The following is a 15101-nucleotide window of genomic DNA, read 5'->3' on the forward strand; positions in this document are numbered from 1 at the left end:
AGTTGGTATTAAAGCACACCCTTAGTCGAAGGGACGCCTTGTACACGAGGATCAATGCTTGTCGCCTCATCAAGCGCACGTCCAAGCGCCTTAAATACAGCCTCAATCATATGATGCGTATTGGAACCGTAGTGGACAATAACATGCAGCGTAATTCTTGCCTCGAGTGCAAATTTCCACAAAAATTCATGTACAAGATCAACCGCAAAGCTGCCAACCTGTGCAGAAGGATATTCTGCGCGATACTCAAAGTGTGGACGATTGCTAATATCGACGATGACTTGAGCTAACGCCTCATCCATTGGAACAAATACGCTGGCACAACGCTTAATGCCTGATTTGTCGCCAAGCGCCTGCAGCAGTGCTTGCCCAAGAACAATGCCAATGTCCTCTACTGTATGATGATCGTCAATCTCGATATCGCCTTTGGCATCAACCGTCAAATTAAAATGTCCATGCTTTGTGAAAGCATTCAGCATATGATTCAAAAATGGTACATCTGTCGTAATATTGGCTTCTCCCGCTCCATCAACCGCTAGCGAAAGCTTAATATCCGTTTCCTTTGTTGTACGGACAATTGATGCTTCTCGAATGTTTTGTGCAGTCATAGTATCCCATCCTCATCTACTAAAGTATTGAAAACTAGCTTGAAGCATGTGTACGCCCCAAGCTAGCAGCTATTTCCTTATTGCCCTTCCTTCGTCAATCGAACCTCGATGGCGCGAGCGTGGCCTTCAAGTCCTTCATGACGAGCCAGCGTCATAATTTTATGTCCATGATCGAGCAGTGCCTGCTTGCTATACAGTATCATGCTCGATTTTTTAATGAAGTCATCGACATTAACCGGCGAAGAAAAACGCGCCGTACCGTTGGTCGGAATAATGTGATTTGGTCCAGCAAAATAATCGCCTACTGGCTCAGAGCTGTACGGACCGAGGAATATCGCGCCTGCATTCTCAATAAAGCTTAGCAGCGACATCGGGTCCTCCGTCATAATCTCAAGATGCTCCGGCGCAAGCTGATTCACCACGTTAATGCCTTCCTCGATGCTGTCTGTTAGCAGCACTGCTCCATACTGCTCAATCGATGCACGAGCAATGTCAACGCGCGGCAAGCTTTCAAGCTGAATATCAACCTCAGCAATGACTGCTTGAGCCAGCTGCTCGGATGCCGTTACGAGAATCGCAGATGCCATCTCATCATGCTCAGCCTGCGACAACAGATCGGCTGCGATATAAGCAGGATCGGCTGTATCATCGGCAAGCACAACAATCTCACTCGGTCCGGCAATGCTGTCGATATCCACTACACCGTACACAGCACGCTTGGCGAGTGCCACATAAATATTGCCCGGCCCGCATATTTTATCGACTGGAGCAATCGTTTCGGTTCCATATGCAAGTGCTGCAATCGCTTGTGCGCCGCCTACACGGTACAGCTCCTTCACGCCCGCTTCAGCAGCTGCAACAAGGATGAACGGATCAATTCCTTCCTTGCCTCCCGTTGCAGGAGGCGTAACCATCACAATTTCCGGAACGCCGGCAACCTGTGCCGGAATAACGTTCATAAGCACTGAAGATGGATAAGCCGCCTTACCCCCCGGTACATACACCCCAACACGCTTTAATGGACGTATAATTTGTCCAAGCATCGTTCCGTCAGGTGACAGATCCATCCATGAGTTTCGAAGCTGCTTTTCATGAAAGCGACGAATATTAACAGCAGCTTCACGAATCGCATCAAGAAAAGGCTGATCGACCTGTGCATAAGCAGCTTGAATCTCTTCCTCCGTCACGCGCAGCTGATCAGCAGTAAGCTTCACGCGATCAAGTTCTTCCGTATAGCGCAGTAGCGCTTCATCTCCTGTAGCCTTAACAGCCGCTACGATCTTCTCAGCATCCTCATTTTGCTTAGGCGTGCCGTATTCAACCTCGCGCTTCAAGCCAAATTGCTCTGGCTTTAACAATTTCATACTCATCCAGTCCACATCCCTTCCCAATCCGTTCTTCAGCTTCACTTCACGATCAAGTCGACACGCGCTTGCATACGCTTTGCCTTGCATATCCTGTCTCAAAGTGAGCTGATCAATGATATGCCTATATGCGTGCAGCTAGCGTCTCCTGCAGCAGATCGCACAAACTTTGAATTCGTTCATTTTTCATGCGATAGCTTACTCGGTTCGCAATAAGGCGACTTGTAATGCCGAATATTTCTGTTTGCTCCACTAATCCGTTTTCACGCAGTGTTTGTCCTGTTTCCACCATATCCACGATGCGATCAGCCAGCCCAATCATTGGGGCAAGCTCAATCGAACCATTCAGCTTAATCACTTCAACCTGTTGACCCAGCTCTCTGAAATAAGCAGAGGCAACATTCGGATATTTCGTCGCAACACGAGGATGAATCGTCGGTTTCCAGTCAGGGAGCGCGATCACACTCATTCTGCATTTGGCGATGCCCAGATCAAGCAGCTCGTAGACATCTTTATCCTCTTCCATCAGCACATCCTTGCCGACAATCCCAATATCAGTGACGCCATATTCAACATAAGTTGGAACATCTACCGGCTTCGCCATAATAAATTCCATCTTCGCATCAGGAAGCTCAATAATAAGCTTGCGCGTATCATCATACTCCGTAGGAATCGGTATGCCTGCTTCTCTAAACAGATTCGATGCCTGCTTATAAATTCGTCCCTTCGGCATCGCCACCTTCAGCACTTGTTCATCATTGCCGCTCATTATGCATTCGCTCCTTTCTGTGGATAGACGATGACCTGCTCATAGCTTTTTCCGTTAAAATGAGTCGACTGAGCAAGCATATCCAGCTGCTCCTCGTCTACCTTGCTAGTTACAACGAGCTTGCCCTCTTGTCGCAGTGCTAACGCATGCTGCAGCGCCTCCGCACGTCCCGCTTCTGTATAGGCAATCAGAAGCTGGCTTGCCTGCTCGGCTTGCTCTTGATCAAGCAGCTCCAATATGCGCGTAGTTTTAAGCGCAAAGCCTGTAGCAGGTGCAGGATGGGCAAAGCCCGCAAGCAGGTTGTCATAACGTCCCCCGCTCACTACCGGGAAGCCAAGATCAGCTGCATATCCTTCAAACGTCATTCCTGTATAGTAAGAGAAATCTCCAATCATCGTTAAGTCCATCAGTACATGTTCACATACTCCGTAAGCCTTCAGCACAGCCCAGATCTGGCAGAGATGCTCAATTGCATGGCGTGCGGTTTCATTGCTGCTTACACGAAGCGCACGCTCGCAAATTTCCTCGCCGCCACGCAGGCGAAGCAAATCAGCTAGCTCCTGAGTAACCTCAGGTGCGAGATTCAGCCTTTTAAGCAAGTCGCGATACCCGACATAGTTGCGACTAAGCAGCATCTCCTTAAGCGCTGCTTGATCCTCAACACGACCATGCAAGGCATCTTCGAGAATACCATTTAGGAAGCCAACGTGTCCGATCGCAATTTTGAAGCGATTCACACCTGCCGCTTTCAATGAAGCAATTGCAAGCGCCACAACCTCAGCATCCGCTTCAGCAGAAGCATCTCCTACAAGCTCTACGCCTGTCTGAAAGAACTCCGCTTCACGCCCTGCTTCCTCCTCGATTGAGCGAAACACATTGGCATGATAAGACAAGCGAAGCGGCACAGGCTCTTCTTTCAATAAGGAAGAGACAACACGCGCAATCGGTGCGGTCATTTCTGAACGCAGCACCATCGTTGTTCCTCTATTGTTTAATAGCTTAAACAGCTTAGCATCCGAGGTCGAGCTCGCTGCTCCAACCGTATCATAAAACTCCATCGTCGGGGTCATAATTTGCTCGTAGCCCCAGCCCTCCATGCAGCGCAAAATACGATGCTCAATTGCACGAAGCTTCTTTACGGCGCCCGGCAAATAATCTCTAAAACCAATTGGCTTTTCAAATACTTTTGGCTTTGACATATCCGTTCTCCTCAACATTTTACTATATTAAAGCGTTAACTTGTTACCATGCTAACAAAATAAAGGTTTTTGATATCGTAGCACGACCACGGCAGGCAAGTCAAGGGACTAACGGGAGGTTCCTTGTATTTGAAACCTTATTCCTTGCGAAAGCGATATCCGACACCCCAGATGGTATCAATCCACTGCGGATTGGACGGATCTGGCTCGATCTTCTCGCGCAGCTTTCGAATATGTACCGTCACGGTTGACACATCTCCCAGCGCATCGTAACCCCAGATCCGCTCGAATAAATGCTCCTTGCTGAAAACCTGATTCGGATGTTGAGCCAAAAACACGAGCAGATCAAACTCCTTAACGGTAAGAAATTTCTCTTCTCCATTAAGCTGCACTCTTCTTGCCCCCACCTCGATCGTAAGCCCACCAATTTGCAAATCATGCTCACTTCGCCGCTGAACTAGACGGTCATAGCGTGACAAATGAGCCTTCACCCTTGCTACCAGCTCATTTGGATTAAACGGCTTTACGATATAATCGTCTGCTCCGCGATCAAACCCTTTCATCTTATCGAGATCCTCCTGACGCGCGGTAACCATGATGATAGGGATATCAAGCGAGAGTGCATCGCGAAACTGCTGGCACAGCTGAAAGCCATCTATGCCCGGCAGCATCACATCGAGCAATATTAGATCGTAATTTGCCTGCTTCACCATGTCCATTGCTTTAAGTCCGCTTTGCACCAGCTCGCAGCGAAAGCCATTCAACTCCAAATAGTCTCGTATCAGCTCTGCGATCACTGTCTCATCCTCAACGATCAAGATCGACTTCATAAGCCTCCTCCTTTCTCCTTATTCAATGTAAAGTAAATGCTTGTCCCCTCATGCAGTTGACTACTTGCCCACACCTTGCCGCCATGCGCCTCCACAATCTTTTTCACAATCGATAATCCTAAGCCGCTTCCTCCTGCGTCTGAATTTCGTGAGGGATCTGCTCGATAAAAGCTGTCAAATATATAAGGAAGCTGCTGCTCATCTATGCCCTGCCCATTATCTCTCATTTCGATAAGCAGCTGTCCGTCCTGATCATGGATATGGATGTCGATCCATTTACTATGCTGATCATTGTATTTGACGCTGTTTTCCACAAGATTTACAACGGCTCGCTTCAACTGATCCCGATCCGCTAATGCAAGATAGCTGCCTTGGTGATGATCATCATTCAGCTTAATCTCTACCAATTCGCCGTACAGCTGATAACGATAGGAAAGCTCCTCCGTACAATCCTGAAAGAAGGAAACCAGCTCTACCGGCTCAATCTGCAGCGGCTGCCGCTGAAGATCAAGCTTCGAATATAAGAACAATTCGTCGATCAGTCGATCCATCCGATTAGCGGTCTGATCAATAATGTGCAAATAACGCTGCAGCTTCTCTTCACTGTTGGCAACACCGTCTTGAATGCCTTTCACATACCCTCTAATAGACGTAAGAGGTGTTTTCAAGTCATGCGAGATGCTCGCAATCAATTCTTGCCTGTTTCGCTCGTATAGTGCCTGCTCCTTCTGTGCCTCCAGTAACGACAGGCGCATATGCTCAAAGCTAGCTGCAAGCTCCGCCAGCTCATCGCGTCGATGGTTGGTCAGCACAATACTCGCTTCCAAATCACCCTCGCTAATTTTAGCGGTAGCTTGAGACAGAGCGCGAATCGGCTTAATGATGCTGCGCGAAACATAATAAGTAAGCAAACCATTGGTCACCACTAAAACGACGAGCATCGCGACTAAGCGCAGTTGTATAAAGGATTCCGTACGATCTGAGCTGAACTCGCCCTTCCAAGCGACAAACATGACATAACCAAGTACGATTTCTACTATAAAAAAAGCAATAATCGGAATGATAATCATGGCAATATTCGATAAGATAAGACGCTGCTTAATCGTCATTGTCATCACGATCCTTTCTCTCTCATTCAGTATAACCTAAAGAAGCGAGCTGCCGAGGTAATCGACTGCTCGCTGCCTGTATTTCTTCTATTCTTATTGCTTACGCTTGCTCTCGGATTTGGCATCGATAATCGGCACCAGCACCGCACAGAGCGCTGCAGTATAATAAGGCAAAAACTTAATGCCAAATGGATTCTGAAATACCGTCACACTAATAATGCCAATCATGCTGGATAGTGCAATACCAAGCACAAAGCCTCCAACCAAGCCAACAATAATCGCTATAAATGTTCTCATCATCATCTACTCCTTCACCTTCTAATTTATATGCTGTCAGTTCACGAGCTACAGCAAGCCTTTATTGCCCGATAACCATTCGAGGCTGCTGCAGCTAGCAGAAGCGTGCCTAATACAGGATGCAGTGCTCCAACCCATGACTGCGAGGCTGACATATTTGCTGAAAAATACATAAGAAACGTTAGCAGCAGAATCAGCAAAACATGCCAATACGCCCACCGTGCATGCCCAGCTCCTATTGCTGCAAGCAGCAGTAGAACAGGCAAATTAAATCCAAAAATATGAATAAACATCACATGCTGTGACCAATATGAGGCTTCCGTGAATACGGCCATGCCTGCCCAATAAAACTGCAACCCAATACATAGTACAAGTAGAACTGCTAGTAACGCATACAGCAATCTTGCCGCTGCTCTCCATTTTGATTTCATCTCATCTCTTCCTTTCTTTCAACTCATGCGATAACTTTACACAACAGTTCTAAACGATTCGTTACCTGTTTCTTAACAATTTATTAAATCTGCATCATTTCAATTTGCTCGATTAAATTTGCATGACCAGCAAAAAAAGGGCATTGCCATTGATTTACTCAATAGCAATGCCCTTATCTAATTTCAATCCATAGCTGTAGTGTATAAATAACAATTAGCTCCGTTACTCCTCATATCGCTCGCGAATGACGCGCATAGGATTGCCTCCTACGAAGCTTCCAGCTGGCACATCCTTATGAATGACCGAGCCGGCAGCAATTACTGCGTGATCTCCAATCGTTACACCAGGCAAAATCGTGCTATTAGCACCAATCATTACATTAGAACCAATATGGACTTCGCCTAGGCGATATTCCTTAATTAAATACTCGTGGGTAAGAATTGTTGTATTATAGCCGATTATGCTGTTGTCACCGACTGTAATTTTCTCAGGAAAAAACACATCCACCATCACCATTAGGGCAAATGAAGTCGTTCTTCCAACCTTCATCCCTAGCACACGCCGGTAAATCCAATTCTTCACTGGCAGGATTGGACAATACCGAGCAAGCTGTATGCATATAAAGTTGCGAACTGCCTTCCACGGACTAACCGTGGAATAAACTTGCCACAGCGCATTTGGCCCTTCTGTTGGATAGCGAGTTATTTTTCGCACCGTTAACGATTCTCCAATCCTACAAGTTCATAGAGGTCAGTCATCGATTGAATAATATAGTGGGCGCCAGCATCACGAAGAACCTGCTCCCCCTTTAACGACCATGCAACGCCCACCGTTGTAACTCCAGCTCGATTGCCTGATTCTATATCCATCGTGCTGTCCCCTACCATAATTGCTCTTCCTGGCTCGGAACCCAACCCTTCCAGCGCTTTCTGCACAGGCTCAGGATGTGGCTTAGCATTCTGTACATCATCGATCGTTATGACAACGTCCATATACTTGGCAATATCAGTAAAGGCCAGACCACGATCAGTTGTCAGTCTCATTTTTGTTGTAACGACTCCTAGCTTGAAGCCTTGACGGTGCAGCTCTGCAAGTACTTCCTCCACATCGCCAAACAGGCGCACATACTCATCATGAAGACGAAGATTCACCTCACGATACGCCGCTACCAAGTGATCCACCTGCTCCAGCCCTGAAAAACGGCGCAACTGATCCTCTAAAGGAGCTCCCATGGAAGGGATAATATGCTCGCGATTGAAGCCTTCTTCCGCTACACCCTTTAATGCATGTATAAATGAAGCAATGATTAGTTCATTTGTATCCAAAATCGTTCCATCCAGGTCAAATAATATTGTGTCGTATGCTTTCATTGCTTCCTCCTCATAACTTTCACATTCAGCTAATTGCTTTTTTGACTTAGTATACAACGAGATAACCGCTAGTTTTGGGTATAAACTGTGCGGTTATTACATTCCCATCGTGTTCCTTATAGAGGCTATAGGCAAGCAAGGGCTCGAGATAGCTTGCTGCTTAATCTCCGCCTCCGCCGCCTCCATCTGAACCGCCGTCTGAACTGCTAGATGAGCTGCTGCTTGGTGAGCCACTGTCTGAACCTTCACTATTATCATGATCCGCAGCTTTCTTATTGCTTGTACTGGTGTCATCAGCATGTTGCTGTTTTTTGTCCTTAGAAGTATCTGCAGTAGCAGAAGCTGTATGTCCATCTGCCACGTGAGCCTGATCTTTCTTTTCTTTCTTAACAGTAGCATTGCCCGCAGCCTCTTTTTCTACAGCTGCGTTGGCTTGTTTTGTGTTTACGATAGGATCCAGATAACGTGCCTCTGCGTAGCCAGTCGTCCGTCTAACTACGATGAAAACAATCACCGCTAACACTAGCAGCAGCGCGAGCAGCTGAGAGCTGCGAACATTGCCATAAGCAGGATCCAGATAGCCCAATTCGAAAATCAGAGTCATTGGCGACCATAGTCCATTCATGAGATCAGCAAGCCATTGTGGACCCGAGAACGCTAGGGAATCGGTACGTAGTGCTTCGATAAAGAAACGGCCGATCGAATACCATCCAATATAAGTGGCAAGCAGCTCTCCTTCACGCAGGAAACGCTGTCTGCGAATAACGAATAATAGAACTAGGCCAACCAGACTCCACAACGATTCATATAGAAAGGTTGGATGAACATATTCACCGTTAATAAACATGTGATTAACAATGAAATTCGGAATATGTAACGTTTCGCGCAAGAAAGATTCCTCAACTGGTCCGCCATAGGCCTCTTGGTTAACGAAATTCCCCCAACGGCCTATCATTTGACCAATAAGCAACGATGGTGCGCATATATCAGCAATACGCCAGAAGTTATAACCTTTGGCTCGACTGAAAAAGTATCCGCAAATCAATGCACCAATAATTGCACCGTATATCGCGATACCACCGTTCCAGACTTTAAAAATATCGCCAAGATTGTTTTTGTAGTAGTCCCATTGAAAAGCTACATAATAAATTCGAGCAAAAATAATGGCAGTTGGAGCGCCAATTAGCAGCAAGTCCATAAAAAAGTCAGACTTAATGCCAAAACGCTTCCCTTCCTGTATGGCGAGCAGCAGCCCTGCTACCGCCCCAAGAGCGAGGATAAGCCCATACCATCTTATGGAAAGAGGCCCCAGCTCAAATATAACGGGATTGATCAAAGATATTCACCCTTCCTTGTAATTCCACATTTCTCACCCATTTGCCTATGGACAACACATGTATTATAACATATTTACCCATATCCATAACAAATTCACCTCCACTCGTCAAAAGCTAATGGTCGATTGATCGCTTGGAGGTGATTGGAGCTTTATTTAATTAAGATTGTTAACGTTTAAGACGATTAACGTTGTTGGGACATTTCTTTTGTAGGACCTAAAACTGGCGGTACATTCAGTCCAGCCTGGCGCAATAACACCGTCATTTGTCCACGATGATGCGTTTGATGCTCGATTAAATTAAACAGCATTTTTCCTTTTGTCGTAGGACCGGTAAAGCCATTGACCTCCGTCAGCAAATCTTCTGGTGTTAGTTTTTCCGCTTCCTTTAGAATCGCATTAGCGATAATTTCATAGCGGTGTGTAATTTCCACCACACTTAATGGGACCGGCTCATCACGCTTCGGACAAGGAACATCCAGACCAATAACATGCTTTGCAATAGAACCTGCTGCACCAGTTAAGTGCCATGCCAGCCAGCCTAGTGAATTATGTCCCTCTGTAATGCTAAAATCCAATTTATCGTTCGTCATCGCCTTGAAAACAGACAACGTACCTCCCGCATTCGCGTGCCAATCCTGCAAAAAATCCTCAACTACACGATACATAGTGGTTCACTCCTTCACTTCATTTTATATGTATCAATTCATATTGAATTAATCGTAATCATCAATATCGTCCGCTATCGTTTCTGTAAGCTTGTTCGTGAATTGCAATGCGGCATTGTACCCCATACGCTTCAAGCGGAAGTTCATAGCTGCAACTTCAATAATGACAGCCAGATTTCGTCCAGGACGAACCGGAATTGTAACTAAAGGCACATGCGTTTCTATAATTTGTGTTGTTTCCTCATCTAGCCCAAGACGATCGTATTGCTTATCCTGCTGCCAGTTCTCCAGACGAATAACAAGTCCGATTCGTTTTTGAGTGCGAACAGCGCCTGCGCCAAACAAGGTCATCACATTAATAATGCCCAGACCTCGAATTTCGAGCAAATGACGAATCAACTCAGGGGCAGTCCCTGTAAGCTTTCCATCCGCTGTTTGGCGAATTTCTACTGCATCATCGGCAATTAAGCGATGCCCACGCTTTACAAGCTCAAGCGCTGTTTCACTTTTACCGATACCGCTACCGCCCGTAATCAACATACCTACGCCATACACATCAACAAGGACGCCATGAATTGTAGCAGTTGGCGCCAGCTGATTTTCCAGAAAATCAGTAATGCGGCTTGATAAAATCGTAGTAGCAATGGAGCTTCTCAGCACTGGAATGTTGCACTCATTAGAGTATTCGATAAGTTCGGACGGTGGCTCAAGCCCACGCGTAATAATAATACATGGCGTTTCATCCAGACATATTTTACGCATCCGTTCGCGACGATCTTCGCTCGAAAGCATATTAATAAAGGATATTTCTGTACGCCCTAAAATCTGAATACGCTCACTTGGATGATAGTGGAAATAGCCAGCCATCTCCAAACCTGGTCGATATAGATCATCTACCGTAATTAATCGTTTTTGCCCATCTTCACCAGATAATATTTCAAGCTGGAAATGCCTAACTAAATCTGCCACTTTTACTTTTTTTGGCATACACGCATCCTCCTTCAAAAACAAGTACAGCGATCTCACTATTTCCATCGTATAGCAAAAAGAATCGAAACGCAATGTTTTGCCCATGCTAAAAAATAAAGCCCCACCGCAGCATCGCTGCAGTGAGGCCTTACTAACTTGATTAGTTTTCGAAGATGTTAAGCTCGGACTCTTTATCGAAGATATGAGCTTTGTTCATGTCAATTGCAAGCTTAACAGTTGCACCATCACGAAGAGTAGAACGTCCGTCTACACGTGCGATTACTGTCTCAGTACCGATACCGTTTAGGTACAAGTACATTTCGTGACCAAGGTTCTCAGCAACCTCGATGTTTGCATTTACAATTGTTTTAGGAGAAGCTTCAAGGAATACTGGCTCTTCATGAATGTCCTCAGGACGAATACCTAGAACTACATCTTTGCCAATGTAACCTTTAGAGCGAAGAACCGCTGCTTTACCTTCAGGAACAACGATGTCAACACCAGTTGCTTTGAAGTGTACTTCGCCACCTTGCTCAGTAAGCGAACCTGTTACGAAGTTCATGGACGGAGATCCGATGAAACCTGCAACGAAGATGTTTACTGGGTGGTTGTATAGCTCTTCAGGAGAAGCCGTTTGTTGAATGAAGCCGTCCTTCATAACAACGATACGGTCACCCATTGTCATTGCCTCGATTTGGTCATGCGTTACGTAGATTGTTGTAGTCTCTAGACGTTTTGTAAGTTTAGAGATTTCCGCGCGCATTTGACCACGAAGTTTAGCATCCAGGTTGGAAAGCGGCTCATCCATAAGGAATACTTGAGGCTCACGAACGATCGCACGACCAAGTGCAACACGCTGACGCTGACCACCAGAAAGAGCCTTAGGCTTACGATCAAGTAGATGCTCAATATCTAGAATTTTAGCTGCTTCACGAACGCGTTTGTCGATGTCAGCTTTTTTGAATTTACGAAGTTTCAAACCGAACGCCATGTTTTGATAAACGTTCATATGTGGGTACAATGCATAGGATTGGAATACCATCGCGATATCGCGATCTTTAGGAGCTACGTCGTTTACCAAACGATCACCGATATATAGCTTACCTTCAGAAATTTCTTCAAGACCAGCGATCATACGAAGGGTTGTGGATTTACCGCAACCAGATGGACCAACTAGTACCAAGAATTCTTTATCTTTGATGTCAAGGTTTACATCCGTTACAGAAGCTCTATCGCTTCCTGGGTATCTTTTATAAATGCCTTCTAAACGTACGCCTGCCATGTGTATTTCCCCCTAAAGTGAAATTTTCTTATAGCCTTATATTATCCTAACTCCCAGCTGATGACTATGCACATACCTTACAAAAAAATTAATGCGTTTTCGTAACTTTGTACAATAGCAATATAATCTTAACCAACACAGCGTCTCTGAACAGTCTGACATCAAGTCCGGTTTCCTGCTTTAGCTTATCCAAACGATACAGCAAGGTGTTCCGGTGAATGTATAGCTTCTTGGCTGTCTCACTAACATTGCAATCCAGACTGAAGAACGTATCCAGCGTAGCGAGCATTTCCGGTTCTACAAACAACTCAGCACGTTTGAGCGAAAGCTCCAAATACTTTTGTCGCTGTGCCTCAGGAATCGCATACAGCAACGACTCTAATCGCAAATTCCACGGTAAATGAAGATTGTTGCTTGGATGAAACTTGCGCCCAATATGAATGGATTCGCGCAGCGTTGTGACCGTTTCAATCATTAGCTTCGCTGGCGCAGCTGGATACGTAATGGCTAATTGGCTTTCTCCAAGCCACTCTGATGCAAGCATATCGTGCAAGGCAAGTGCAATGTTTGTGAGCACATCCTCCAACGTTTCTTCTACTTCATTGTCGAGTTCGCCTTCTTCATCCTTAAGCAAGGTTACTGGTCCCCATATGAGCCACTCATCATGGCCTAATGGGATAAGCAGGACATCCTCTGACAAAAATGATCTGAGCAGCTTATCAAGCTCTGCGTAGCTTCCTTTATATTGCGTAGACCCGTCTGCTACAAGCAAGATCGGCAGCATTTCATTATAAAAGGAATTGGCAAGCACTAAATGATCGGGTATATAACCACTTGTTGTACCTTGATCGATTTGTCCTTGTAGCCACTCTCCGAGCTTCGTTGCCTGCTTTTCCTGCTTGGACATTCCCGCATACTGTTGTTCAGTTGTAACGCTTGGTTTATTGAATATAAGCATGGCTATGAGCTGCATCTCTGTAACGCTTAGCTTGCGTTGAATAAATTCAATCACTTCGCAATAGTCAGCATAAAGCTCCTTTATTAACCAAATATCCTGTGTTCCTTCTATATATTTACCCTTTTCAATCGTTGCATTTTCAAATGAAGGGCCCATAAATTTGTACATATCCTCAAGACTTCGATTGCTCGTTATGACAGAGCAATTGAGTATATACTCAAGCTGCTTCTGCAAATCATTAGAACTCATAGCGGCACTCTCCTGATTCTCTGTTTAGTCCTGTCTATTGTAACATATTATACGCATCAAGCACCTTTTCAACCTGTAAATGAGCTTTCTTGACGCTCTATCGGCTTTCTGATACGCTTGTTGCATGAAATGGCCTTATTGCTTTTAGATAGAGATATTCAGATGGTTGGGAGGAACGTTATTTAATGTCCAGAGTCGTTATATTGTCAGGTAGCCCCAATATCAGTTCACGCCTGAACGGCATGACTGATTATGTACGTCAAGCTCTTGCTGAAGCCGGAATGAAAACTGCACTCATCCAAGTGATTGATCTGCCTCCAGAAGATCTTGTGTACGCCAAGTTCAACAGTCCAAGCATTTTAGCAGCTAATGAGCTAGTTGCTGCAGCAGATGCGGTAGTCATCGCCAGCCCAGTTTATAAAGCTTCCTATACAGGTGTCTTAAAATCCTATATCGATTTATTGCCACAGAAAGGCTTCGAGCATAAGCTAATTGCTCCCGTATTCATTGCTGGTACGATGGCACATATGCTTGCTGTCGATTATGCACTTAAGCCAATGTTAGCCTCTATGGGCGCTAATCACTTTACGAAAACAGTCTATGCAACAGACGATAGTATTACACGTGAACAAGAGCAGGATGGTCAGTATCGTTTTACAATCGAAGAAACGATTCAGACTCGCCTACAAGGAATTGTGAATGAAATTGTTCAATACTTAAGTTTAAAATCATAATTATAAAGAAAGATGCCGGTTATATACGGCATCTTTCTTTATAATCGTTTTATATCGTGCTATATTCTTAAACTTGTTATTTAAAACAAAAAAAGAGAGTTACCTCTCTGCCTGTGTAAAACTGGTGAGCCATGAAGGACTCGAACCTTCGACACCCTGATTAAAAGTCAGGTGCTCTACCAACTGAGCTAATGGCTCTTATTAGGGAATGGTGGAGGCTGATGGATTCGAACCACCGAACTCGTAGAGAGCAGATTTACAGTCTGCCGTGTTTAGCCACTTCACTAAGCCTCCACATGGTCTTAATGGTGGCTCGGGACGGAATCGAACCGCCGACACGAGGATTTTCAGTCCTCTGCTCTACCGACTGAGCTACCGAGCCACATTAAAGAATCCTTATAAGAAAAAAATGGCGGAGCTGACGAGATTCGAACTCGCGATCTCCTGCGTGACAGGCAGGCATGTTAGGCCTCTACACCACAGCTCCGCATTAATGGTGGAGGATGACGGGATCGAACCGCCGACCCTCTGCTTGTAAGGCAGATGCTCTCCCAGCTGAGCTAATCCTCCATATGGTAGCGGCGAAGGGGATCGAACCCCCGACCTCACGGGTATGAACCGTACGCTCTAGCCAGCTGAGCTACACCGCCACATTTTTAGGACTTGTCCATCTTACTGAATTCTCATGGACTTGTCAACCACAATTTCAAGAAAAATTATAGTTGACTTTCAAGGTTTGCACCCTGAAAACTGGATAGGAAAGTTTAGATTCATCGAAGCGATTCGATTAGAAGTTAGGGTATGAACCCGCTATGCTTCCGATGTGCGTTCTGGTCCTTCGCTTTCGCTTGCTACCAAACGCTTTAGGATAAGCCCTCGACCGATTAGTACTGGTCAGCTCCATGCATTGCTGCACGTCCACCCCCA

At 45.5% G+C, this 15101-nt stretch carries 16 protein-coding genes and 6 tRNA genes; 1 reads left to right on the forward strand and 21 read right to left on the reverse strand.

What is annotated here, in order from left to right; translation table 11 throughout:
• Positions 1 to 8 precede the first annotated feature (8 nt).
• From hisB to ACFP56_RS11815, 15 genes are all read right to left on the reverse strand, one after another.
• Positions 9 to 608, reverse strand: coding sequence for an imidazoleglycerol-phosphate dehydratase HisB (gene hisB / locus ACFP56_RS11745; RefSeq protein WP_379234607.1), 600 nt, complete (start codon positions 606 to 608; stop codon positions 9 to 11).
• A gap of 77 nt (positions 609 to 685) precedes the next feature.
• The gene (gene hisD / locus ACFP56_RS11750) at positions 686 to 1972 is read right to left on the reverse strand and encodes a histidinol dehydrogenase (RefSeq protein ID WP_379234671.1); all 1287 of its coding nucleotides are present in this window, start codon (positions 1970 to 1972) and stop codon (positions 686 to 688) included.
• A gap of 124 nt (positions 1973 to 2096) precedes the next feature.
• Positions 2097 to 2741 carry an ATP phosphoribosyltransferase gene (gene hisG, locus ACFP56_RS11755; protein WP_379234609.1) on the reverse strand — a complete coding sequence of 215 codons (645 nt, stop codon included), beginning with the start codon at positions 2739 to 2741 and terminating at the stop codon, positions 2097 to 2099.
• Positions 2741 to 3940, reverse strand: a complete 1200-nt coding sequence (locus tag ACFP56_RS11760; RefSeq protein ID WP_379234611.1) for an ATP phosphoribosyltransferase regulatory subunit — start codon at positions 3938 to 3940, stop codon at positions 2741 to 2743. The genes hisG and ACFP56_RS11760 overlap by 1 nt, the downstream gene beginning before the upstream one ends.
• Positions 3941 to 4077: 137 nt before the next feature.
• The gene (locus ACFP56_RS11765) at positions 4078 to 4770 is read right to left on the reverse strand and encodes a response regulator (RefSeq protein ID WP_379234613.1); all 693 of its coding nucleotides are present in this window, start codon (positions 4768 to 4770) and stop codon (positions 4078 to 4080) included.
• Positions 4767 to 5885, reverse strand: a complete 1119-nt coding sequence (locus ACFP56_RS11770) for a sensor histidine kinase (protein WP_379234673.1) — start codon at positions 5883 to 5885, stop codon at positions 4767 to 4769. Before ACFP56_RS11770 ends, ACFP56_RS11765 begins: the two co-directional genes overlap by 4 nt.
• Positions 5886 to 5972: 87 nt before the next feature.
• On the reverse strand, positions 5973 to 6176 hold the full coding sequence (locus tag ACFP56_RS11775; protein ID WP_379234615.1) for a DUF5957 family protein: 204 nt from the start codon (positions 6174 to 6176) through the stop codon (positions 5973 to 5975).
• Positions 6177 to 6217: 41 nt separating this feature from the next.
• Complete coding sequence (locus ACFP56_RS11780) at positions 6218 to 6607, reverse strand: DUF6220 domain-containing protein (RefSeq protein WP_379234617.1); 390 nt, start codon at positions 6605 to 6607, stop codon at positions 6218 to 6220.
• A 223-nt stretch (positions 6608 to 6830) separates the two neighbouring features.
• Complete coding sequence (locus ACFP56_RS11785) at positions 6831 to 7322, reverse strand: acyltransferase (RefSeq protein WP_379234619.1); 492 nt, start codon at positions 7320 to 7322, stop codon at positions 6831 to 6833.
• A gap of 2 nt (positions 7323 to 7324) precedes the next feature.
• A complete protein-coding gene (gene ppaX, locus ACFP56_RS11790) occupies positions 7325 to 7978 on the reverse strand; it encodes a pyrophosphatase PpaX (protein ID WP_379234621.1) in 654 nt (217 codons plus the stop codon).
• Positions 7979 to 8138: 160 nt separating this feature from the next.
• Positions 8139 to 9314, reverse strand: coding sequence for a prolipoprotein diacylglyceryl transferase (lgt, locus tag ACFP56_RS11795; protein WP_379234623.1), 1176 nt, complete (start codon positions 9312 to 9314; stop codon positions 8139 to 8141).
• 185 nt (positions 9315 to 9499) lie between these two features.
• Entirely contained in the window at positions 9500 to 9982 is a 483-nt protein-coding gene (locus tag ACFP56_RS11800) for a DinB family protein (protein ID WP_379234625.1), read from the reverse strand.
• Between the two features lie 48 nt (positions 9983 to 10030).
• Entirely contained in the window at positions 10031 to 10969 is a 939-nt protein-coding gene (gene hprK / locus ACFP56_RS11805; RefSeq protein ID WP_379234627.1) for an HPr(Ser) kinase/phosphatase, read from the reverse strand.
• Positions 10970 to 11111: 142 nt separating this feature from the next.
• Entirely contained in the window at positions 11112 to 12233 is a 1122-nt protein-coding gene (locus tag ACFP56_RS11810; RefSeq protein WP_379234630.1) for an ABC transporter ATP-binding protein, read from the reverse strand.
• A gap of 88 nt (positions 12234 to 12321) precedes the next feature.
• Positions 12322 to 13440 (reverse strand): PucR family transcriptional regulator, encoded by a 1119-nt coding sequence (locus ACFP56_RS11815; protein WP_379234632.1) that lies wholly within the window; start codon positions 13438 to 13440, stop codon positions 12322 to 12324.
• Between the two features lie 185 nt (positions 13441 to 13625).
• On the opposite strand from ACFP56_RS11815, the gene ssuE reads away from it, so the two are divergent.
• On the forward strand, positions 13626 to 14174 hold the full coding sequence (gene ssuE, locus ACFP56_RS11820) for an NADPH-dependent FMN reductase (protein ID WP_379234634.1): 549 nt from the start codon (positions 13626 to 13628) through the stop codon (positions 14172 to 14174).
• A gap of 122 nt (positions 14175 to 14296) precedes the next feature.
• Here ssuE and ACFP56_RS11825 read toward each other — a convergent pair.
• The 6 genes from ACFP56_RS11825 to ACFP56_RS11850 form a co-directional block, all read right to left on the reverse strand.
• Positions 14297 to 14372 (reverse strand) — tRNA-Lys (locus tag ACFP56_RS11825).
• Positions 14373 to 14383: 11 nt separating this feature from the next.
• Positions 14384 to 14468, reverse strand: a tRNA-Tyr gene (locus ACFP56_RS11830).
• A gap of 12 nt (positions 14469 to 14480) precedes the next feature.
• Positions 14481 to 14556: transfer RNA gene (locus ACFP56_RS11835), tRNA-Phe, on the reverse strand.
• Positions 14557 to 14584: 28 nt separating this feature from the next.
• Positions 14585 to 14661 (reverse strand) — tRNA-Asp (locus ACFP56_RS11840).
• 7 nt (positions 14662 to 14668) lie between these two features.
• Positions 14669 to 14744, reverse strand: a tRNA-Val gene (locus tag ACFP56_RS11845).
• A 3-nt stretch (positions 14745 to 14747) separates the two neighbouring features.
• Positions 14748 to 14824 (reverse strand) — tRNA-Met (locus tag ACFP56_RS11850).
• Between the last annotated feature and the right edge of the window lie 277 nt (positions 14825 to 15101).

This window comes from Paenibacillus septentrionalis, from assembly GCF_042659865.1.
Lineage (GTDB): Bacteria > Bacillota > Bacilli > Paenibacillales > Paenibacillaceae > Pristimantibacillus > Pristimantibacillus septentrionalis.